At 63.9% G+C, this 16,772-nt stretch carries 17 protein-coding genes; 16 read left to right on the forward strand and 1 reads right to left on the reverse strand.

Going from position 1 to position 16,772, the window contains the following annotated elements:
• Positions 1–94 precede the first annotated feature (94 nt).
• The 3 genes from AC6R19_RS08755 to AC6R19_RS08765 all read left to right on the forward strand — a co-directional run bounded on the left by AC6R19_RS08755 (position 95) and on the right by AC6R19_RS08765 (position 4,666).
• Positions 95–2,215, forward strand: a complete 2,121-nt coding sequence (locus AC6R19_RS08755) for a choice-of-anchor B family protein (RefSeq protein ID WP_500579418.1) — start codon at positions 95–97, stop codon at positions 2,213–2,215.
• Positions 2,216–2,488: 273 nt separating this feature from the next.
• Positions 2,489–3,415, forward strand: coding sequence for a FixH family protein (locus AC6R19_RS08760; RefSeq protein WP_500579419.1), 927 nt, complete (start codon positions 2,489–2,491; stop codon positions 3,413–3,415).
• A 9-nt stretch (positions 3,416–3,424) separates the two neighbouring features.
• Positions 3,425–4,666 (forward strand): cytochrome-c peroxidase, encoded by a 1,242-nt coding sequence (locus tag AC6R19_RS08765; RefSeq protein WP_500579420.1) that lies wholly within the window; start codon positions 3,425–3,427, stop codon positions 4,664–4,666.
• Between the two features lie 127 nt (positions 4,667–4,793).
• On the opposite strand, the gene AC6R19_RS08770 is transcribed toward AC6R19_RS08765, so the two are convergent.
• Positions 4,794–5,597 carry an inositol monophosphatase family protein gene (locus AC6R19_RS08770; RefSeq protein WP_500579421.1) on the reverse strand — a complete coding sequence of 268 codons (804 nt, stop codon included), beginning with the start codon at positions 5,595–5,597 and terminating at the stop codon, positions 4,794–4,796.
• 165 nt (positions 5,598–5,762) lie between these two features.
• On the opposite strand from AC6R19_RS08770, the gene trmJ reads away from it, so the two are divergent.
• The 13 genes from trmJ to AC6R19_RS08835 all read left to right on the forward strand — a co-directional run bounded on the left by trmJ (position 5,763) and on the right by AC6R19_RS08835 (position 16,737).
• Positions 5,763–6,554, forward strand: coding sequence for a tRNA (cytosine(32)/uridine(32)-2'-O)-methyltransferase TrmJ (gene trmJ / locus AC6R19_RS08775; protein WP_500579422.1), 792 nt, complete (start codon positions 5,763–5,765; stop codon positions 6,552–6,554).
• A gap of 169 nt (positions 6,555–6,723) precedes the next feature.
• Positions 6,724–7,200 (forward strand): Fe-S cluster assembly transcriptional regulator IscR, encoded by a 477-nt coding sequence (gene iscR / locus AC6R19_RS08780; RefSeq protein WP_500579423.1) that lies wholly within the window; start codon positions 6,724–6,726, stop codon positions 7,198–7,200.
• A 174-nt stretch (positions 7,201–7,374) separates the two neighbouring features.
• Positions 7,375–8,589 carry an IscS subfamily cysteine desulfurase gene (locus AC6R19_RS08785; protein WP_500579473.1) on the forward strand — a complete coding sequence of 405 codons (1,215 nt, stop codon included), beginning with the start codon at positions 7,375–7,377 and terminating at the stop codon, positions 8,587–8,589.
• A gap of 153 nt (positions 8,590–8,742) precedes the next feature.
• Positions 8,743–9,162: a Fe-S cluster assembly scaffold IscU gene (gene iscU / locus AC6R19_RS08790; RefSeq protein WP_500579424.1), complete on the forward strand. Its 420-nt coding sequence runs from the start codon at positions 8,743–8,745 to the stop codon at positions 9,160–9,162.
• A gap of 25 nt (positions 9,163–9,187) precedes the next feature.
• The gene (iscA, locus tag AC6R19_RS08795; protein WP_500579425.1) at positions 9,188–9,511 is read left to right on the forward strand and encodes an iron-sulfur cluster assembly protein IscA; all 324 of its coding nucleotides are present in this window, start codon (positions 9,188–9,190) and stop codon (positions 9,509–9,511) included.
• A gap of 103 nt (positions 9,512–9,614) precedes the next feature.
• The gene (gene hscB, locus AC6R19_RS08800; protein ID WP_500579426.1) at positions 9,615–10,139 is read left to right on the forward strand and encodes a Fe-S protein assembly co-chaperone HscB; all 525 of its coding nucleotides are present in this window, start codon (positions 9,615–9,617) and stop codon (positions 10,137–10,139) included.
• Between the two features lie 2 nt (positions 10,140–10,141).
• On the forward strand, positions 10,142–12,019 hold the full coding sequence (gene hscA, locus AC6R19_RS08805; RefSeq protein ID WP_500579427.1) for a Fe-S protein assembly chaperone HscA: 1,878 nt from the start codon (positions 10,142–10,144) through the stop codon (positions 12,017–12,019).
• Between the two features lie 92 nt (positions 12,020–12,111).
• The gene (gene fdx / locus AC6R19_RS08810; protein ID WP_500579428.1) at positions 12,112–12,450 is read left to right on the forward strand and encodes an ISC system 2Fe-2S type ferredoxin; all 339 of its coding nucleotides are present in this window, start codon (positions 12,112–12,114) and stop codon (positions 12,448–12,450) included.
• 33 nt (positions 12,451–12,483) lie between these two features.
• The gene (gene iscX / locus AC6R19_RS08815; protein WP_500579429.1) at positions 12,484–12,678 is read left to right on the forward strand and encodes a Fe-S cluster assembly protein IscX; all 195 of its coding nucleotides are present in this window, start codon (positions 12,484–12,486) and stop codon (positions 12,676–12,678) included.
• Between the two features lie 297 nt (positions 12,679–12,975).
• Complete coding sequence (gene ndk / locus AC6R19_RS08820; RefSeq protein ID WP_500579430.1) at positions 12,976–13,404, forward strand: nucleoside-diphosphate kinase; 429 nt, start codon at positions 12,976–12,978, stop codon at positions 13,402–13,404.
• A 293-nt stretch (positions 13,405–13,697) separates the two neighbouring features.
• Entirely contained in the window at positions 13,698–14,858 is a 1,161-nt protein-coding gene (gene rlmN / locus AC6R19_RS08825) for a dual-specificity RNA methyltransferase RlmN (protein ID WP_500579431.1), read from the forward strand.
• A 48-nt stretch (positions 14,859–14,906) separates the two neighbouring features.
• Positions 14,907–15,686, forward strand: coding sequence for a type IV pilus biogenesis/stability protein PilW (gene pilW, locus AC6R19_RS08830; RefSeq protein ID WP_500579432.1), 780 nt, complete (start codon positions 14,907–14,909; stop codon positions 15,684–15,686).
• Complete coding sequence (locus tag AC6R19_RS08835) at positions 15,676–16,737, forward strand: RodZ domain-containing protein (RefSeq protein ID WP_500579433.1); 1,062 nt, start codon at positions 15,676–15,678, stop codon at positions 16,735–16,737. The genes pilW and AC6R19_RS08835 overlap by 11 nt, the downstream gene beginning before the upstream one ends.
• Positions 16,738–16,772: the final 35 nt, after the last annotated feature.

The raw sequence follows: 16,772 nt of genomic DNA on the forward strand, positions 1-16,772 counted from the left end.
AGAAGCTGTTTCATAAATTGGCGAAATTTTATGGGCTGGTTTCTGTAAGCGGTCGACAATGAAAACCGCAAATAAAAATAAGGAATCGCAAGCAATGATCAAACCAGTTAACCGGGGCCTCGCAGCTGCGCTGTTTTCCCTGGTCTCCGCATTCTGTTGGGGCCACAGCGCGATGTTTCCCGATGGCTTCAAATACGATGACAGCAACGAGGGCGCCCCGCCGCCCGCAATGCAGGCCCTGATGGAGGGCCAGCAGGCAGCCACCCTGTGCCAGAGTGGCAGCGCCGCCGGCTATCCCTGTAAGAACGTCGACCTGATGTCCTTTGTCGCCAAGGCCGATATGGGCGGCGGCAGCGCCAACCTCAACGATATCTGGGGATACTCGGATCCGCAGACCGGAGCGGAGATCGCCATCGTCGGGCGCACCAACGGCACCTCCTTCGTGGATGTGACAGCGCCCGAATCGCCGGTTTTCCTGGGCTTCCTGCCCTCCCACAACAACGGCTCCGACTCCTGGCGGGATATCAAGGTCTACAACGACCACGCCTTCATCGTCGCCGACGGCAGCGGCAACAGCTCCCACGGGCTGCAGGTGTTCGACCTGCGCACGCTGCGCAACCTGCCATCGCCGGGGCAGACCCTGAGCGAGACCGCGCATATGGACGGTTTCGGCAACGCGCACAATATCGCCATCAACGAGGACAGCGGCTACGCCTACATCGTCGGCAGCAACCAGTGCAGCGGCGGCCTGTATATGGTGGATATATCCGACCCGGCCAATCCCCAGTACGCCGGCTGCTTTTCCTCGGACGGCTATACCCACGACGCCCAGTGCGTGATCTATGCCGGCCCGGATACGGAATACAGCGGCCGCGAAATCTGTGTCGGCTACAACGAGGACACCATCACCATTGTCGACGTCACGGACAAATTCAATCCGCTGCAGTTGTCGCGCACCCTGTACCAGGGATCCCAGTACACCCACCAGGGCTGGTTTCTCGACGGCAACCACAGCATCCTGATCATGAACGACGAGCTGGACGAATCGCGCAACGGCCACAACACCACCTCCTATATCTACGACGTGAGCGACCTGCAGAACCCGGTGGAAACAGGGCGTTATGTGGGGCCCACCGCGGCCATAGACCACAATCTCTATACCCGCGACGGCTATATCTACGAGTCCAACTACCGAGCCGGCCTGCGCATACTCGACGCCGCGGATATCGCCAGCGGACAACTGAATGAAGTGGCCTACTTCGACACCATCCCCAACTCCGACAGTGCGCAATTTTCCGGTACCTGGAGCAACTACGCCTATTTTGCCAGCGGCAATGTCATCGTGAGCGACATAGGCAACGGCCTGTTCACCGTGCGCCCGGACTGGGATGCGATCCAGAATCCGGACCCGGATCCCGACCCAACGTACTGCAGCGCCGGTTCCGATAATGCCAGCGAGGAGTGGATCGGCCAGGTCGACCTGGCCAGCTTCAGCCACAGCTCCGGCTCGGCGACCTATTCGGATTTCACCGCGCAGACGGTCAATCTGAACGAGGGCGCCAACGCCGTCAGCCTGACCCCGGCCTTCAGCGGCAGCAGCTACGGCGAGTACTGGAAAATCTGGATCGACCTAAACGGCGACGGTGACTTTACCGACAGTGGCGAGGAGGTCTTCAGTTCCGGCGGCACCTCTTCCAGCACGGTAAGCGGCACCTTGAATGTGCCCGCCGGCAGCGATGGCGTGACCAGTCGCCTGCGCATCGCGATGCGCTACAACACAGCGCCATCTCCCTGTGGCAGTTTCAATTACGGCGAAGTGGAGGACTACAGCGTGACCATCGGCGCCGGCGATGGCGGCGGTGACGGCGATCCGGTGACCTACTCGAATACCAGCAGCTATTCGATTCCCGACAACAATGCCACCGGTGTCAGCAGCCCCGTCGACGTGGACCGCAGCGGCGCCTCCGGAGCCATAGAGGTCAGCGTGGATATCAGCCACACCTATATCGGCGACCTGGAGGTGGACCTGCTGGCTCCCAGCGGCGCCGTGTTCAGCCTGCACGACCGCAGCGGCGGCAGCGCCGACGATATAGTGCAGACCTACAGCCTGGATGCCGGCGCCGAGGAGTCCGCCGGCCAGTGGTCGCTGCGGGTGCGCGACAGGGCGAGCTGGGATACCGGCACGATTAATGAGTGGAGCCTGACCTTCCAGTAGCGGCTCTGTCTGCAAAGGGGGGCGGCCCACTGCCGCTCTCCTTCCGGATCTGTCTGATAACTCAAGTTTCGGAGTTCACATGAATAGGCAGCCCAACAGGGAGGCAGCTTCGATCGGCCCTGCTACCGGTGGCCACCTGGCAAAAAACCTCATCGGTAAATATTTCCCAGGTGGCCACCGGTAGCAGGGCCTCGCGCTGTGCCGGCCGCAAGAGTTCTGCCGACGATGTGAACTCCTAAACTTGAATGAAAAAAATAATAATCGGGAATTCCTATGCAAACGTATTTTCTTCGCTGCGCCCGTCTGGTCGCGGCCCTGTTGCTGTGCCCCTGCCTGTCGGCCGCCGAGGTCGAAGATCTTTCCTCCAGTAATTCCCTGATGGCCCTCGGCGGCGAGATGCTGCGCGGCGCCAGGGCGCTGCAGGCGGAGTCGGTATCCATCACCGGCCACGGCAACGCGCTACGCAAGGAGCTGAACCGCCTGCGGGTCAGGCTGCGCTCCCTACCCGAGGGCGATGGGCGCGAAGCGCTGGGCGAAACCATCGATCTACTCGCGCGGGAAATCCCCCTGTGGCAGCAACAGGCTGCCGATTTGCGCGAGAGGAGCCAGGGCGAGCGCGAGCGGGCGCTGGCCCTGCTGGAGAGCGGTTACCGCCAACTCTGGCGGCCGCATATCCGCCTGTCGGGACCGGTGCAGCTGGAGGAGGGCGTGGCACCCATCTCCGGGCACAATGCGCGGATTCGCAGCGTCCACCCGAGCAAACTGAATATGAATGTCGCCACCAATGACGCGGTGCCGCCGGAGGGTATGACCCTGGCGGTGCCCGCCGCCCAGGGGCAGAACATTCCCGGCGAACTGGATCTGCGCAGCTTCCAGATCTCCCGCGAGTTGTCGGTGTTCGCCCACGTGGAGCCGGAAACCGGAGCCGCGCGGGTGCCGCTGAACGAGATCCACGACTGGAAACTGATACTGTCGGACATCAATGGAAAGCCGCTGGGCGGCGCCGAGATAGAGATCGTCGGGCATATGCCCGGGCATGTGCACGGCCTGCCGACCCAGCCGCGGGTAACCGCCGAGCCCGAGCCCGGCGTCTACCGGGTGCAGGGGGTCAAGTTCCAGATGACCGGCTGGTGGGTGATGACGTTCAATATCGACGCCGGGCAGTTGGACGACGCGGTCACCTTCAACATTCGCCTGTAGGAGTCGGCCGTGAGGAAATTGCTACTGCTGCCGCTGGCGATCTGGTGCTCGCTGTTGTTCGCCGACGGCGATAGCAACTACCGCTTCACCCCCGCGGATATACGCTTTCTCAGCCGCTTTTCCCTGGACGCGCTGCCGCCCCCGCCGGCGGCGCCGGACAACGCCGTGGCCGACGATCCGCGCGCGGTGCAACTGGGACAGCGGCTGTTCTTTGACACGCGCCTGAGCGCCAACGGCCGGGTGTCCTGCGCCAGCTGCCACCAGCCGCAGATGTACTTCACCGACGGCCTGCCGCGCTCCCGGGCGCTGGGGGTGACCAGGCGCAACGCCCCGACGATTCTCGGCGCCGGCCACAGCCCCTGGCTTTTCTGGGACGGGCGCAAAGACAGCCTCTGGTCCCAGGCGCTGGGGCCCTTGCTGGACCCGGGCGAGCACGGACTCGACGGCGTGGCGGTGGCGCAGCTTGTCCATCGGCACTACCGGAGCGAATACCGCCAGCTGTTCGGCGACGGTGGCGACCTGGACCTGCTGGTGCGGGCCGGCAGCAAATTGTCCGATGCCCAGCGGGCGGCGCGGGACAGGATGCTGAGCCGGGTGGGCAAGGCGATCATGGCCTACGAGCGCCGGCTGCAGCTGCGCCCGGCGCGCTTCGATCGCTTCGTGGCCCAGCTGCGGCGGGACAGCGGCGATCGCGACGCCCTGGCCGGGCTGATGAGCGAGGAGGAGTTGGCGGGTATGCGACTGTTCATGGGGCGGGGCAACTGCGCCAGCTGTCACAACGGGCCGCTGTTTACCAACTACGAGTTCCACAATATCGGTGCCCCCGAGCCGGATGTGGCGCGGGTGGACCTGGGGCGCTATGCGGGAGTGGCGGCGCTGGAGAAGGATGCCTTCACCTGCCTGTCCCGCTGGAGCGATGCCGGGAAGGGGGATTGCGCGGAGATGCGCTTCCTGAAAAGGCAGGGCCCGGAACTGGTGGGGGCCTTCAAGACGCCGACCCTGCGCAATGTCGCGCAAACGGCGCCCTATATGCAGGCCGGGCAACTGGCGACGCTGGAGCAGGTGCTGGCCCACTACAACAATCCCACGCCCCCCTACTATGACCGCGAGCAGCACCCCAGCCGGCCGCATTTCGATATCCTGCCACTGGGGTTGAGTGAGGAGCAGCTGGGCCAGATGATCGCCTTCCTGCATACCCTGACGTCGCCGCTGCCGGAGGACGATCCGCTGTGGAAAGTGCCGGAGAGCTAGGAGTGGTTGGTGGTTGGTGTAGGATCGGCCGTTGGCCGCGATCGGATCTGCCGACTCAGCGGGCATCGATCGCGGTCAACAGCGGATGGCCGCCCCGCCGCTTCTGCAGGGGGGGGGAGGTCGGGGCCTAGCGAACGCCGCCCAGGTGCCTGCCCACTATCTGCAACAGCGGCTTGAACACCCTGGGGGTGGCGCAGACCAGGTGACCGGAATCGAGGTAGTCCTCGCCGCCGCGGAAGTCGCTGATCAGGCCGCCGGCCTCCTTCACCAGCAGTGAGCCGGCGGCGATATCCCAGGTGTTCAGGTACATTTCCCAGAAGCCGTCGAAGCGGCCGGCGGCCACATAGGCCAGGTCCAGCGCCGCCGCGCCGGGGCGGCGGATACCGGCGGTCTGGCCGGCGATCTCTTTCAGTGCCGCCAGGTAGGGATCGATGTTTTCCAGCGCCGGGCCATTGAAGGGGATGCCGGTGCCGATCAGGGCGCCGCGCATATTCTGGCGGGGGGAGACGCGGATGCGGCGGCCGTTCAGGGCCGCGCCGCGGCCGCGGCTGGCGGTGAATTCCTCACGCTTGATCGGGTCCAGCACCACCGCGTGCTCTATGCGGCCGCGGTAGCGACAGGCGATGGAGACCGCGAATTGGGGCACGCCGTGGATGAAGTTGGTGGTGCCGTCCAGCGGATCGATAATCCACTCGTAGTCCGGCTCCGCGCCCTCGATGAGGCCGCTCTCCTCGGCCCGGATGCTGTGTTTGGGGTAGGCCTTGCGCAGGTGGTAGATGATCTCCTGCTCGCTGGCCCTGTCCACTTCGGTGACGAAATCGTTGCGCGCTTTCTCCTCGAATTTGGCCAGATCGCCGCGCTCCCAGGCTCGTTCAATCAGTTCACCGGCCTTGCGCGCCGCGCGCAGGGCAATATTCAGCATGGGTTCCATAACAATTCCGCACTAAGTGGTAGAGAAGGGTTAAAAAGCGGGAGGCGAAGAAGGGGAGCCTCGGTGACCGGGCCGGCCGGACGGGTGTGATTGTAGGGATTCCCGCGCATATTTGCTACACTCGCGCGCCCGCAGCATCCCGACAATCCAACACATTCATTGAGTATGGCCAAGTCCCCCCTCGACAGCGCTCCCACCGGAGTCCTCGACAACATCCGCGTGGTACTGGTGAACACCGCCCACCCCGGCAACATCGGCGGCGCCGCACGCGCGCTGAAGAATATGGGGCTGAGCCAGCTGTACCTGGTGGCGCCGCGGGAATTCCCCGCCGCCAACGCCATCTGGCGCGCCGCCGGCGCTGCCGAACTGCTGGATACGGCGGTGGTGGTGGACACCCTGGAGGAGGCGGTGGCCGACTGCGGCCTGGTGGTAGCTACCAGCGCCCGCGAGCGCCGCATCCCCTGGCCGCTGCTGACCCCGCGCCAGTGTGGCGAGAGGGCCGTGGCAGAGGCGCCGAGTCATCCGGTCGCGCTGGTGTTCGGGCGCGAGGACCGCGGTCTCACCAACGAGGAACTGCAGGCCTGCAACTTCCACGTACATATCCCGGCCAACCCGGACTACAGCTCCCTGAACCTGGCCACTGCGGTGCAGGTGCTCGCCTACGAAGTGCGGGTGGCGGCGCTGGAGGCGCAGAAGGGCGCGGAGCTGAGCTACGCCGACTGGGACAGGCCGCCGGCCAAGGCCAGCGATATGGAACTCTACTTCGAACACCTGCAGCAGGCGCTGGGTGAGCTGGGTTTTATCGACCCGGACAACCCGCGGCAGACGATGACCCGGCTGCGCAGACTCTTCAGTCGCGTGCGCCCGGACGATATGGAGCTGGGGATACTCAGGGGCTGGCTGACTGCCATCCAGAACTATATCCACAGGACCGGCGGCAAGGGCAGACCGGAGTGAGTGGTCAGTGGTTAGTGGTCAGGAAGGCGGTGACTCACAGGCCACTGATCACCAACCACTCACCACTAAACCCGACAGGGGCGCTGGGTTATATACTTGACTGAGACGCTGGGTTATTCCATACTCGCGCCCCGATCGAAAAAGGGCTGTAGATCAGTCGGGAGCTGATATGCGTTTGACAACCAAGGGCCGCTACGCGGTCACGGCGATGCTGGATCTGGCGCTGCACGCCGATCGCGGCCCTATCAGCCTGGCGGACATCTCCAAGCGCCAGGGCATCTCCCTGTCCTACCTGGAGCAGCTGTTCTCCCGCCTGCGCCAGTCCGGCCTGGTTTCCAGTGTGCGCGGCCCCGGCGGCGGCTACCGCCTGGCGCGGGACGGGGGCGATATCTTCGTGGCGCAGATAGTCGATGCGGTCAACGAGTCCGTCGACGCCACCAGCTGCGGCGGCAACGCCGACTGTGCCAACGGCGAGCAGTGCCTGACCCACTACCTGTGGTCCGACCTGAGCGAACAGATCCACAGTTTCCTGAGCGGCATCAGCCTCGCCAACCTGGTGGCGCGGGCGGAAGTGCAGGAAGTGGCGCGCCGCCAGGATATGCGCGAGGCGCCGGAAGAGAGAATCGCTGTGATTGGCACCATGTGAGGCCCCGCTGCCGGTGGCTACCCGGCAAAGACGCCTGTGGCTGATAAACAGCACCGATGAGGTTTTTTGCCGGGTAGCCACCGGCAGCAGGGCCGGGCGAAGCCCTTGTTGAAATGTACGGCTTAACTTGATGCCGTTGATATTAGAGAGTTACAGAGCGGAAACGGTATGACTATGAAGCTTCCCATCTACCTGGATTACTCGGCCACCTGCCCGGTTGACCCGCGCGTCGCCGCCAAAATGGCGGAGCAGCTGACGATGGAGGGCAACTTCGGCAACCCCGCGTCGCGCTCGCACCTGTTCGGCTGGAAGGCGGAAGAGGCGGTAGAGGAAGCGCGCCGCCAGGTGGCCGAGCTGGTCAACGCCGATCCGCGCGAGATCGTCTGGACCAGCGGCGCCACCGAGTCCGACAACCTGGCCATCAAGGGCGCGGCCCACTTCTACCAGGGCAAGGGCAAGCACATCATCACCTCCAAGATCGAGCACAAGGCGGTCTTGGATACCTGCCGCCAGTTGGAGCGCGAGGGCTTCGAGGTCACCTACCTGAACCCGCGCGCCGACGGCATCGTCTACCCGGATCAGGTGGAAGAAGCACTGCGCGAGGACACCATCCTGGTCAGCCTGATGCACGTCAACAACGAAATCGGTGTGATCAACGATATCGCCGCGATCGGCGAGCTGTGCCGTTCCCGCAAGGTGATCTTCCACGTGGACGCGGCCCAGAGCGCCGGCAAGCTGCCGATCGACCTGGGGTCACTGAAGGTGGACCTGATGTCCTTCTCCGCCCACAAGGTCTACGGTCCCAAGGGCATGGGCGCCCTCTACGTGCGCCGCAAGCCGCGGGTGCGTATCGAGGCGCAGATGCACGGCGGCGGCCACGAGCGCGGCATGCGCTCCGGCACCCTGCCGACCCACCAGATCGTCGGTATGGGCGAGGCCTTCCGCATCGCCAGGGAAGAGATGGCTGCGGAATCCGAGCGTCTGCTCGGACTGCGCAACCGCTTCTGGGACCAGATCAAGGATATGGAAGAGGTGCATATCAACGGTTCCGTCGAGCAGCGCGTGGCCGGCAACCTGAACGTCAGCTTCGCCTTCGTCGAGGGCGAGAGCCTGATCATGTCCCTGAGGGACCTGGCGATTTCCTCCGGTTCCGCCTGTACCTCCGCCAGCCTGGAACCCAGCTATGTACTGCGCGCCCTGGGTGTGAACGACGAGCTGGCCCACAGCTCCCTGCGCTTCAGCTTCGGTCGCTTCACCAGCGAGCAGGATGTGGACACCGCCGCGAAGGAAGTGCGCCAGGCGGTGGAAAAGCTGCGCGAACTCTCCCCCCTGTGGGACATGTACAAAGACGGCATCGACCTCAATACCATTGAATGGGCGGCGCACTAAAAGTGGTCTCAAAGCTACTGCGCGTGCGCCAGGCGGCGTCCGGCGGTGCCCGGCATCCTCATGTCCGGTGCCTCCGCTCCGGCGGCCGCCGCCTGGCACCCGCTCGCTACGCTTTGAGCTCGCTTTAAAAACAGGTTTTAGGAGACGGTAACAATGGCCTATAGCGATAAAGTAATCGATCACTACGAAAACCCCCGCAACGTCGGCCGCCTGGACGACAAGTCGGACAATGTCGGTACCGGCATGGTGGGCGCGCCCGCCTGTGGCGATGTGATGCGTCTGCAGATCCAGGTGAACGACGAGGGCGTGATCGAGGACGCCAAGTTCAAGACCTACGGCTGCGGTTCCGCCATCGCCTCCAGCTCCCTGCTCACCGAGTGGGTCAAGGGCAAGACCATCGACGAGGCGGAGCAGATCAAGAACACCGCCATTGCCGAGGAGCTGGCGCTGCCGCCGGTGAAAATCCACTGCTCGGTACTGGCGGAAGACGCCATCAAGGCGGCGGTGCGCAATATCCGCGAAAAGCGCGGCCAACAGGCCGGCGAGGGCAGCAAGGAAGAGGCTGCCGGTTAAGCCACTGAGCAGTAGGGGTATTGTTATGGCGATTACCATGACCGAAGCGGCGCGGCAGCATATCGAGCGCCAGCTCTCCAGCCGCGGCAAGGGTATCGGCATCCGCGTCGGTGTAAAGACCGCCGGCTGCTCCGGCCTCTCCTATGTATTGGAGTTTGTCGATGAGGCGGAAGCCGAGGACGTGGTCTTCGAGCAGGAAGGCGTGAAGCTGGTGGTGGACCCCAAGAGCCTGGTCTACCTGGACGGCACCGAGCTGGATTTCGTCAAGGAGGGGCTGAACGAGGGTTTCGCCTTCTCCAACCCGAATGTGAAGAACGAGTGCGGCTGCGGCGAAAGCTTCCACGTTTGATTGCCGCTCGCCATAGAGAGGCCGGGTGCGTCGCGCACGCCGGCCTTTTTAATATGCTTGGGGCTCAGACGGTGCGCCGTGCGCACCAGAAACGGGTGTATCAATGTCACTGCAACAGACCTATTTCGAAATGTTCGGCCTCAGCCCCGGGTTTGAAATCGACCGCGCGGCGCTGGCCGAACGCTATCGCCAGCTGCAGCGGGAATTCCACCCGGACAAGTACGCGTCCAAATCCGAGCGCGAACAGCTGCTGGCGATGCAGTACGCGGCGAAGATCAACGAGGCCCACACCACATTGCGCGACCCGGTGCTGCGCGCCGGTTACCTGCTCGAGCTCGCCGGCGTGGAGGTGAGGCCGGAGCAGACCACAGCCGATGCGGAATTCCTGATGCAGCAGATGATGCTGCGCGAGCGTCTCGAGGAGGTGCGCGACGAGGCGGACCCGGCCGCGGCGCTGGACGAGCTGGGCGACGAGGTGCGCGGCCTCTTCACAGGAGAACAGAAACATTTCGCCGAGGTCTTCGCCGCGGGCAACCTTGAGGCCGGCAAAGACTCCCTGCTCAAGCTGCAGTTTTTGACCAAGTTGCAGCGGCAGGTGGAAGAACTGGAAGAAGATTTACTGGATTAAAAATGGCACTACTGCAGATTTCCGAACCCGGCCAGACCCCCGAACCCCACCAGCGCAAGCGCGCGGTGGGTATAGACCTGGGTACCACCAACTCCCTGGTGGCGACGGTGCGCAGCGGTTCGGCGGAGGCCATAGCCGCGGAAGACGGCAGTGTGATACTGCCATCGGCAGTGCACTACGGCGAAGGGGAAATCACTGTGGGCGCCGCGGCGCGCGCCCGCGCCGGCAAGGATCCCTACAACACGCTGATTTCGATCAAGCGCCTGATGGGCCGCGGCATCGCCGATGTAAAGAGTTTCGGCGACCAGCTCCCTTACAGGTTTGCCCAAAGCGGTAGCGGCGAAAGGGCCGACGGCGGCATGCCGGCCATTGAAACCGTTGCCGGGCCGATCAATCCGGTGCAGGTGTCTGCGGAGATACTGAAGGAACTGGCCCGGCGCGGCCGCGAGGCCCTCGCCGGCGAGCTGGACGGCGCCGTGATCACAGTGCCGGCCTATTTCGACGAGGCCCAGCGCCAGGCCACCAAGGACGCCGCCCAGCTGGCCGGCCTCAAGGTGCTGCGCCTGCTGAACGAGCCCACCGCGGCGGCGGTAGCCTATGGCCTGGATCAGGGCGAAGAAGGTGTGATTGCCGTCTATGACCTGGGCGGCGGCACCTTCGATATCTCGATACTGCGCCTGTCCCGCGGCGTCTTCGAAGTGCTGTCCACCGGCGGCGACACCGCCCTCGGTGGCGACGACTTCGACCGCGCCATCGCCGGCTGGATGGCCGGGCAGGCGGGCCTGGGCACCAATCTCGATGTGGCCACCCAACGCGCGCTGCTGGACCGCGCCTGCGCGGCCAAAGAAGCCCTGGCGCAACAGGAGCAGGTGGAAGTCAGCCACGGCGACTGGCGCGGCACCCTGGACCGCGCGGGTATGGCGGAGTTGCTGGATCCGCTGATCGACAAGACACTGCGCGCCTGCAAACGGGCCCTGCGCGATGCCGGCCTGTCCGTCGGGGAGGTACAGGAAGTAGTGCTGGTGGGCGGCTCCACCCGCACCCTGCGCGTGCGCGAGCGGGTGCGGGACTATTTCGGCCGCGCGCCCCGCGCCGGTATCGATCCGGACCAGGTGGTCGCCATAGGCGCGGCCCTGCAGGCAGACGTGCTGGTGGGCAACAAGTCCGGCGACGACCTGCTGCTGCTGGACGTGATTCCCCTGTCCCTCGGCATAGAGACCATGGGCGGGCTGACCGAGAAACTGATTCACCGCAACACCACCATACCTGTTGCCAAGGCCCAGGAGTTCACCACCTTCAAGGACGGCCAGACCGCCATGGCGATCCACGTGGTGCAGGGGGAGCGCGAGCTGGTTGCGGACTGCCGCTCCCTGGCGCGCTTCGAGCTGCGCGGCATACCGCCGATGGTGGCCGGCGCCGCCCATATCCGCGTGACCTTCCAGGTGGACGCGGACGGCCTGCTGTCGGTGACCGCGATGGAAAAGAGCAGCGGCGTCAGCGCCGATATCACCGTCAAGCCGTCCTACGGCCTGGAGGACAGGGACATAGCGCGCATGCTGCAGGACTCCTATGCCCACGCCGAGGAGGACATAGCCGCGCGCGCGCTGCGCGAGGCCCAGGTGGAGGCGGAGCGCACCCTGGAGAGCCTGCTGGCCGCGCTCAGGGAGAACGGTGCCGAGCTGCTGGACGGGGGCGAGTTGGACCAGTTGGAGCGGGCCATGGAGGCGCTGCGCCTGGCCCACAACGGCGGCGATGTGGAGGAGATCCGCCGGCGTATGGACGCGCTCAACCAGTTGTCCGAGCCCTTCGCCGCGCGGCGTATGGACGCCTCCATCAAGCGCGCCATGCAGGGGCACACCCTGGACGAATTTGATAAATAACCCCCTTGCCCCCCTCTCCCGCTTGCGGGAGAGGGGGGGGAGAGAGTGCCGAGCGGAGTTCGGCGTTCCAGACCATAGCGAGTTAGCAGCCCATGCCAAAAATCGTATTTTTACCCCACGCTGAAATCTGCCCCGAGGGCAAGGTGGTGGAAGTGGAGCCCGGCGTCAGCATCTGCGACGCAGCCCTGGAGCACGGCATTGAAATCGAGCACGCCTGCGAGAAGTCCTGTGCCTGCACCACCTGCCACGTGATAGTGCGCGAGGGCTTCGACTCCCTGGAGGAGCCGGACGAGCTGGAAGAGGACCTGCTGGACAAGGCCTGGGGCCTGGAGCCGGACTCGCGCCTGTCCTGCCAGGCGATCGTGGACGATCAAGACCTGGTGGTCGAGATTCCCAAGTACACCATCAACCAGGTGTCGGAAAAACACTGACGCATTGGTCACGGTATCTGCGGAGAAACAAGAATGAAGTGGACGGATATTAACGATATCGCGATAGAGCTGGTGGATGCTCACCCGGATGTGGACCCACTGACGGTCAACTTCGTCGATCTGCGCAACTGGGTGATGGAACTGCCCGGTTTCGACGACGACCCCAACCGCTGTGGCGAGAAGATTCTCGAGGCGATACAGGCGGCCTGGATCGAAGAGGCTGAATGAGCACTCTGTTGTCCATAAGAAAGGCCTGGGCGGCCCCGCTGCCGGTGGCCATTTGGGAAAAAGCCTCATCGGCAAACATTTCCCAAATGGCCCCCGGCATCAGGGCCTTAGCATCGGGTACGGGCTTTGTCATCAATAGTACAAACTTCGTGCAACAGCGCGTATAATCCGCCCGCCGCAAAAGAGCGGTGATCAAAATTTGAGTACTCTTTGAGTACCTATCGAATTCACGGAAGAGCAACTGTTTGGGTTGCTCTTTCTGTATACGAGTTACAAACACTGAAACTGGAGAAAAACATGGCCCTGGAACGCACTCTTTCCATCATCAAGCCGGACGCGGTAGCCAAGAATGTGATCGGCGAAATCGAAAGCCGCTTCGAGAAGGCCGGCCTGCGTATCGTCGCCATGAAAATGCTGCAGCTGTCCCGCGAGAAGGCAGAGGGCTTCTACGCCGAGCACAAGGAGCGCCCCTTCTTCAAGGACCTGGTGGACTTCATGACCTCCGGCCCGGTTGTGGTCCAGGTTCTGGAAGGCGAGAACGCCATCCTGGCCAACCGCGACCTGATGGGTGCCACCAACCCGCAGGAGGCTGCCGCCGGCACCATCCGCGCCGATTTTGCCCAGAGCATCGACGCCAATGCCGTACACGGCTCCGACTCCGCCGAATCCGCCGCGCGCGAAGTGAGCTACTTCTTCGCCGATGACGAGATCTGCCCGAGAGCTTAAGCTTTAGCGCTTAAGCTTAATGGTGCGCGACCGCCATGGATGGCGGAATGCCGCCCAGCGGAAGTGCAGAAAATGCAGGAGCAATTTTCTGTCGCGGCGCACCCTACCGCTATTAAGAAGTAGCGAGCCTGATGCGAAGGTCCTGATGCCGGGATTAGCTTGCGGGACTGTCGGCGAGAGGGACCTCGCCGCCAAGCCTACAGGGATGTATTCACGGCGTGTCCCGCAAGCCAATCCCGGCAGCAGGGCCGCCCGGGAACCTGCTTAGAGCCCCGAATACCGAGGGTGAATCCATGACTGAAACCGCCAAAACGAACCTGCTCGGCCTGTCCGTGGACAAGCTGGCCGCGTTCTTCGAATCGCTGGGCGAGAAGCGCTTCCGCGCCGTGCAGGTGCTGAAGTGGATTCACCAGAACGGGGTGGACGACTTCGCGCAGATGACCAATGTCAGCAAGGCGCTGCGCGAGAAACTGGCCCGGGTGGCCGAGATACGCGCGCCGGAAGTGCTGGGCCAGTGGGACTCCGCCGACGGCACGCGCAAGTGGCTGATACAGGTCGAGGGCGGCAATGCCATCGAGACCGTCTATATCCCCGACGGCGACCGCGGCACCCTGTGTGTCTCCTCCCAGGTGGGCTGCTCCCTGGACTGCAGCTTCTGCGCCACCGGCAAGCAGGGCTTCAACCGCGACCTGACCGCGGCCGAGATCATCGGCCAGGTGTGGATCGCCTGCAAATCCTTCGGCCAGCTGCAGCCGAAGGGCCCGCGCAAGGTGACCAACGTGGTGATGATGGGCATGGGCGAACCCCTGCTCAACTTCGACAATGTGGTCGACGCCATGAACCTGATGATGGAGGACAACGCCTACGGCATCTCCAAGCGCCGGGTTACCTTGTCCACCTCCGGCGTCGTGCCGGCCCTGGACCGCCTCGCGGACGTGACCGATGTCAGCCTGGCCATCTCCCTGCACGCCCCCAACGACGCGCTGCGCAACGAACTGGTACCGATCAACAGGAAGTACCCGATAGCCATGCTGCTCGACAGCGCCAAGCGCTATATCGAGCGGATGCCGGACACCCATCGCAAGATGACCATCGAGTACACCATGATTCGGGAGGTCAACGACCGCCCCGAGCACGCCGAGCAGCTGGCCGAGCTGTTGCGCGATGTGCCCGTCAAGATAAATCTGATACCCTTCAATCCGTTCGAGCTGTCCGACTACCAGCGGGTGAGCAACAACGCTTTGCGACGCTTTCAACAGATTTTGTTGGACAAAGGCTATACGGTAACCGTGCGGACCACCCGGGGCGACGATATCGCCGCGGCCTGCGGCCAGCTGGCCGGCAGCGTCAACGACCGCACGCGCCGCTCCGAACGCTACCGCAATGCCGAACGCCGTGGCGACGATATAGAGCGCTGCGGCGATATAGAGAGTCCGGTCCGTATCGTCGGGTGATGTCGCGAGACATCACCGGGACGGAATATAAAAATGACAGGTGATGTTGTGTTAGCGAAACGACCCTCTCTGCCCCTGTTGGGGCTGATTCTCTCCGCGTGGCTGAGTGGCTGCGTGACCACCGGCCTGCCGCCGCGCCAGGAAATCGACATCGACAAGGCCGTGCAGACCCACGTACAGCTGGGACTGCGCTACCTGCAGAGCGGCGACAACCGCGATGCGGCGCGCCACCACTTCAACAAGGCCCTGGAACTGGGCAAGAAAAACCCCCTGGCCCACCACGGTCTCGCGATCCTGTACCAGGCGGATGGCGAGATGACAGTAGCCGAATCCCACTTCAAGAAGGCGCTGCGTTACGGCGACAACTTCTCCATGGCCCGCACCAACTACGGTGCCTTCCTCTTCCAGCAGGAGCGCTACCAGGAGGCGTTGGAGCAGTTTGAGAAGGCCTCCGCTGACCTGACCTACAACCGCCGTTCCTACGCCCTGACCAATTACGGCCGCACCGCGGCCAGGTTGGGCATGGTGGAAGCCGCGGAAAAGGCCTACACCCGCGCCCTGGCGCTGGACGACGATCTGCCGCAGGCCCTGCTGGAGCTGGCGGAACTCAAGTTTGACGCCGGTGCCTATGCACAGGCGAAGCACTACCTGGACAGATACAGTGCTAAAAACCGGCAGATACCCCAGTCCCTGTGGCTGGGTATCCGCATCGAAAAAATCTTTGGCAATCGGGACAAGGAACGGAGCTATGCCCTGGCGCTGAAAAACCTCTACCCCTATTCGGCGGAAACGCTGAAGTACAAGCAGATGATGGCCAATGACGGATAACCTCTCTGAAATCTCCGAAGAGCGCGCTCAGGAGTCCACTGAGCAGCCGCTGGACAACTCCCCCGGCAGCCAGCTGCAGCGGGCGCGGGAAGAGGCGGGACTGAGTCGCGAGGAGTTGTCCCGTCGCCTGTGCATGACTGGCAACAAGCTGGAGCTGCTGGAGCGCGACGAATACGACCGCCTGCCGGGCACCCTCTACGTGCGCGGCTATATCCGCAACCTCTGCAAGGAGCTGCATATCGACGCCGGCCCGGTGTTGCAGGCCTATTCGGCTTACTGCAATGCCGAGGAAGAGAGCCGCGAGATACTCGCCCATGTCAGTCGCGGCCCGGTTATGCAGGAGCGCAAGCGCAGCTTTAAAGGCCTGGCGCTCCTGCCGCTGCTGCTGGTGGGCGGTGTCTTCTGGTGGATGCACGGCCGCGACGGGATACCGCCGGCAATCTTTGCCGGTAAATCCGAGCCTGACCGCCCCATCGAGAATCCGGTGCAAGCCTCCGCCGAGGGACTCGAAGTGGCTTCGGTCGAGGCCGAAACGCGGCAGACGGCTGCCGAGGTGGAGCAGCCGGTGCCGGGTGACAGTGATGTTGCGCCTGTAGCGGCCGCGACTGAGTTGTCTTCCGGCGACGATGCCCCCGCTCTGGAGTCCGAACAGCCAGGGTCCGGACAGGAGCCTGTCGCCGGGCCGCCTGTGGCAGGCCCGGTTTCAGTTGCCGGGGTGGCCGCAGGGGAACAGGTCCCTGTGGCCACCGAGGCGGAGCCGGTTGCCGAGACGCCGGCTGCGGCAGCGCCTGTGTCCACAGGGAGTACCGCCGCAGCAGAGCTGCAACTGGCGTTCGACGAGGACTCCTGGGTCGAGGTCAAGGATGCCAGTGGCAGCCTGCTGCTGGCCAAGTTGAAGCCCGCCGGCAGTGAAGTGGTGCTGACCGGCCAGCCGCCGTTCCAACTGATGCTGGGCAACGCCCGCGGCGCCCGGGTGCGCTATCAGGGCGAACTGATCGACAGCGCCCCCATCGGCAACCGCCGCACCCGCCGCCTGACGGTCGGGGAATAATTTCCTCTTCTCCCGGTGAGGGCGCGAACCCTGTA

The organism is Microbulbifer sp. SE14 (assembly GCF_059834885.1).

Excerpts from the sequence above, each read along its gene's own strand:
- AC6R19_RS08755 (WP_500579418.1), top strand. The coding sequence starts at position 95 with ATGATCAAACCAGTTAACCGGGGCCTCGCAGCTGCGCTGTTTTCCCTG.
- AC6R19_RS08760 (WP_500579419.1), top strand. The coding sequence starts at position 2,489 with ATGCAAACGTATTTTCTTCGCTGCGCCCGTCTGGTCGCGGCCCTGTTG.
- AC6R19_RS08770 (WP_500579421.1), bottom strand. The coding sequence starts at position 5,597 with ATGGAACCCATGCTGAATATTGCCCTGCGCGCGGCGCGCAAGGCCGGT.
- trmJ (WP_500579422.1), top strand. The coding sequence starts at position 5,763 with ATGGCCAAGTCCCCCCTCGACAGCGCTCCCACCGGAGTCCTCGACAAC.
- iscR (WP_500579423.1), top strand. The coding sequence starts at position 6,724 with ATGCGTTTGACAACCAAGGGCCGCTACGCGGTCACGGCGATGCTGGAT.
- AC6R19_RS08785 (WP_500579473.1), top strand. The coding sequence starts at position 7,375 with ATGAAGCTTCCCATCTACCTGGATTACTCGGCCACCTGCCCGGTTGAC.
- iscU (WP_500579424.1), top strand. The coding sequence starts at position 8,743 with ATGGCCTATAGCGATAAAGTAATCGATCACTACGAAAACCCCCGCAAC.
- iscA (WP_500579425.1), top strand. The coding sequence starts at position 9,188 with ATGGCGATTACCATGACCGAAGCGGCGCGGCAGCATATCGAGCGCCAG.
- hscB (WP_500579426.1), top strand. The coding sequence starts at position 9,615 with ATGTCACTGCAACAGACCTATTTCGAAATGTTCGGCCTCAGCCCCGGG.
- hscA (WP_500579427.1), top strand. The coding sequence starts at position 10,142 with ATGGCACTACTGCAGATTTCCGAACCCGGCCAGACCCCCGAACCCCAC.
- fdx (WP_500579428.1), top strand. The coding sequence starts at position 12,112 with ATGCCAAAAATCGTATTTTTACCCCACGCTGAAATCTGCCCCGAGGGC.
- iscX (WP_500579429.1), top strand. The coding sequence starts at position 12,484 with ATGAAGTGGACGGATATTAACGATATCGCGATAGAGCTGGTGGATGCT.
- ndk (WP_500579430.1), top strand. The coding sequence starts at position 12,976 with ATGGCCCTGGAACGCACTCTTTCCATCATCAAGCCGGACGCGGTAGCC.
- rlmN (WP_500579431.1), top strand. The coding sequence starts at position 13,698 with ATGACTGAAACCGCCAAAACGAACCTGCTCGGCCTGTCCGTGGACAAG.
- AC6R19_RS08835 (WP_500579433.1), top strand. The coding sequence starts at position 15,676 with ATGACGGATAACCTCTCTGAAATCTCCGAAGAGCGCGCTCAGGAGTCC.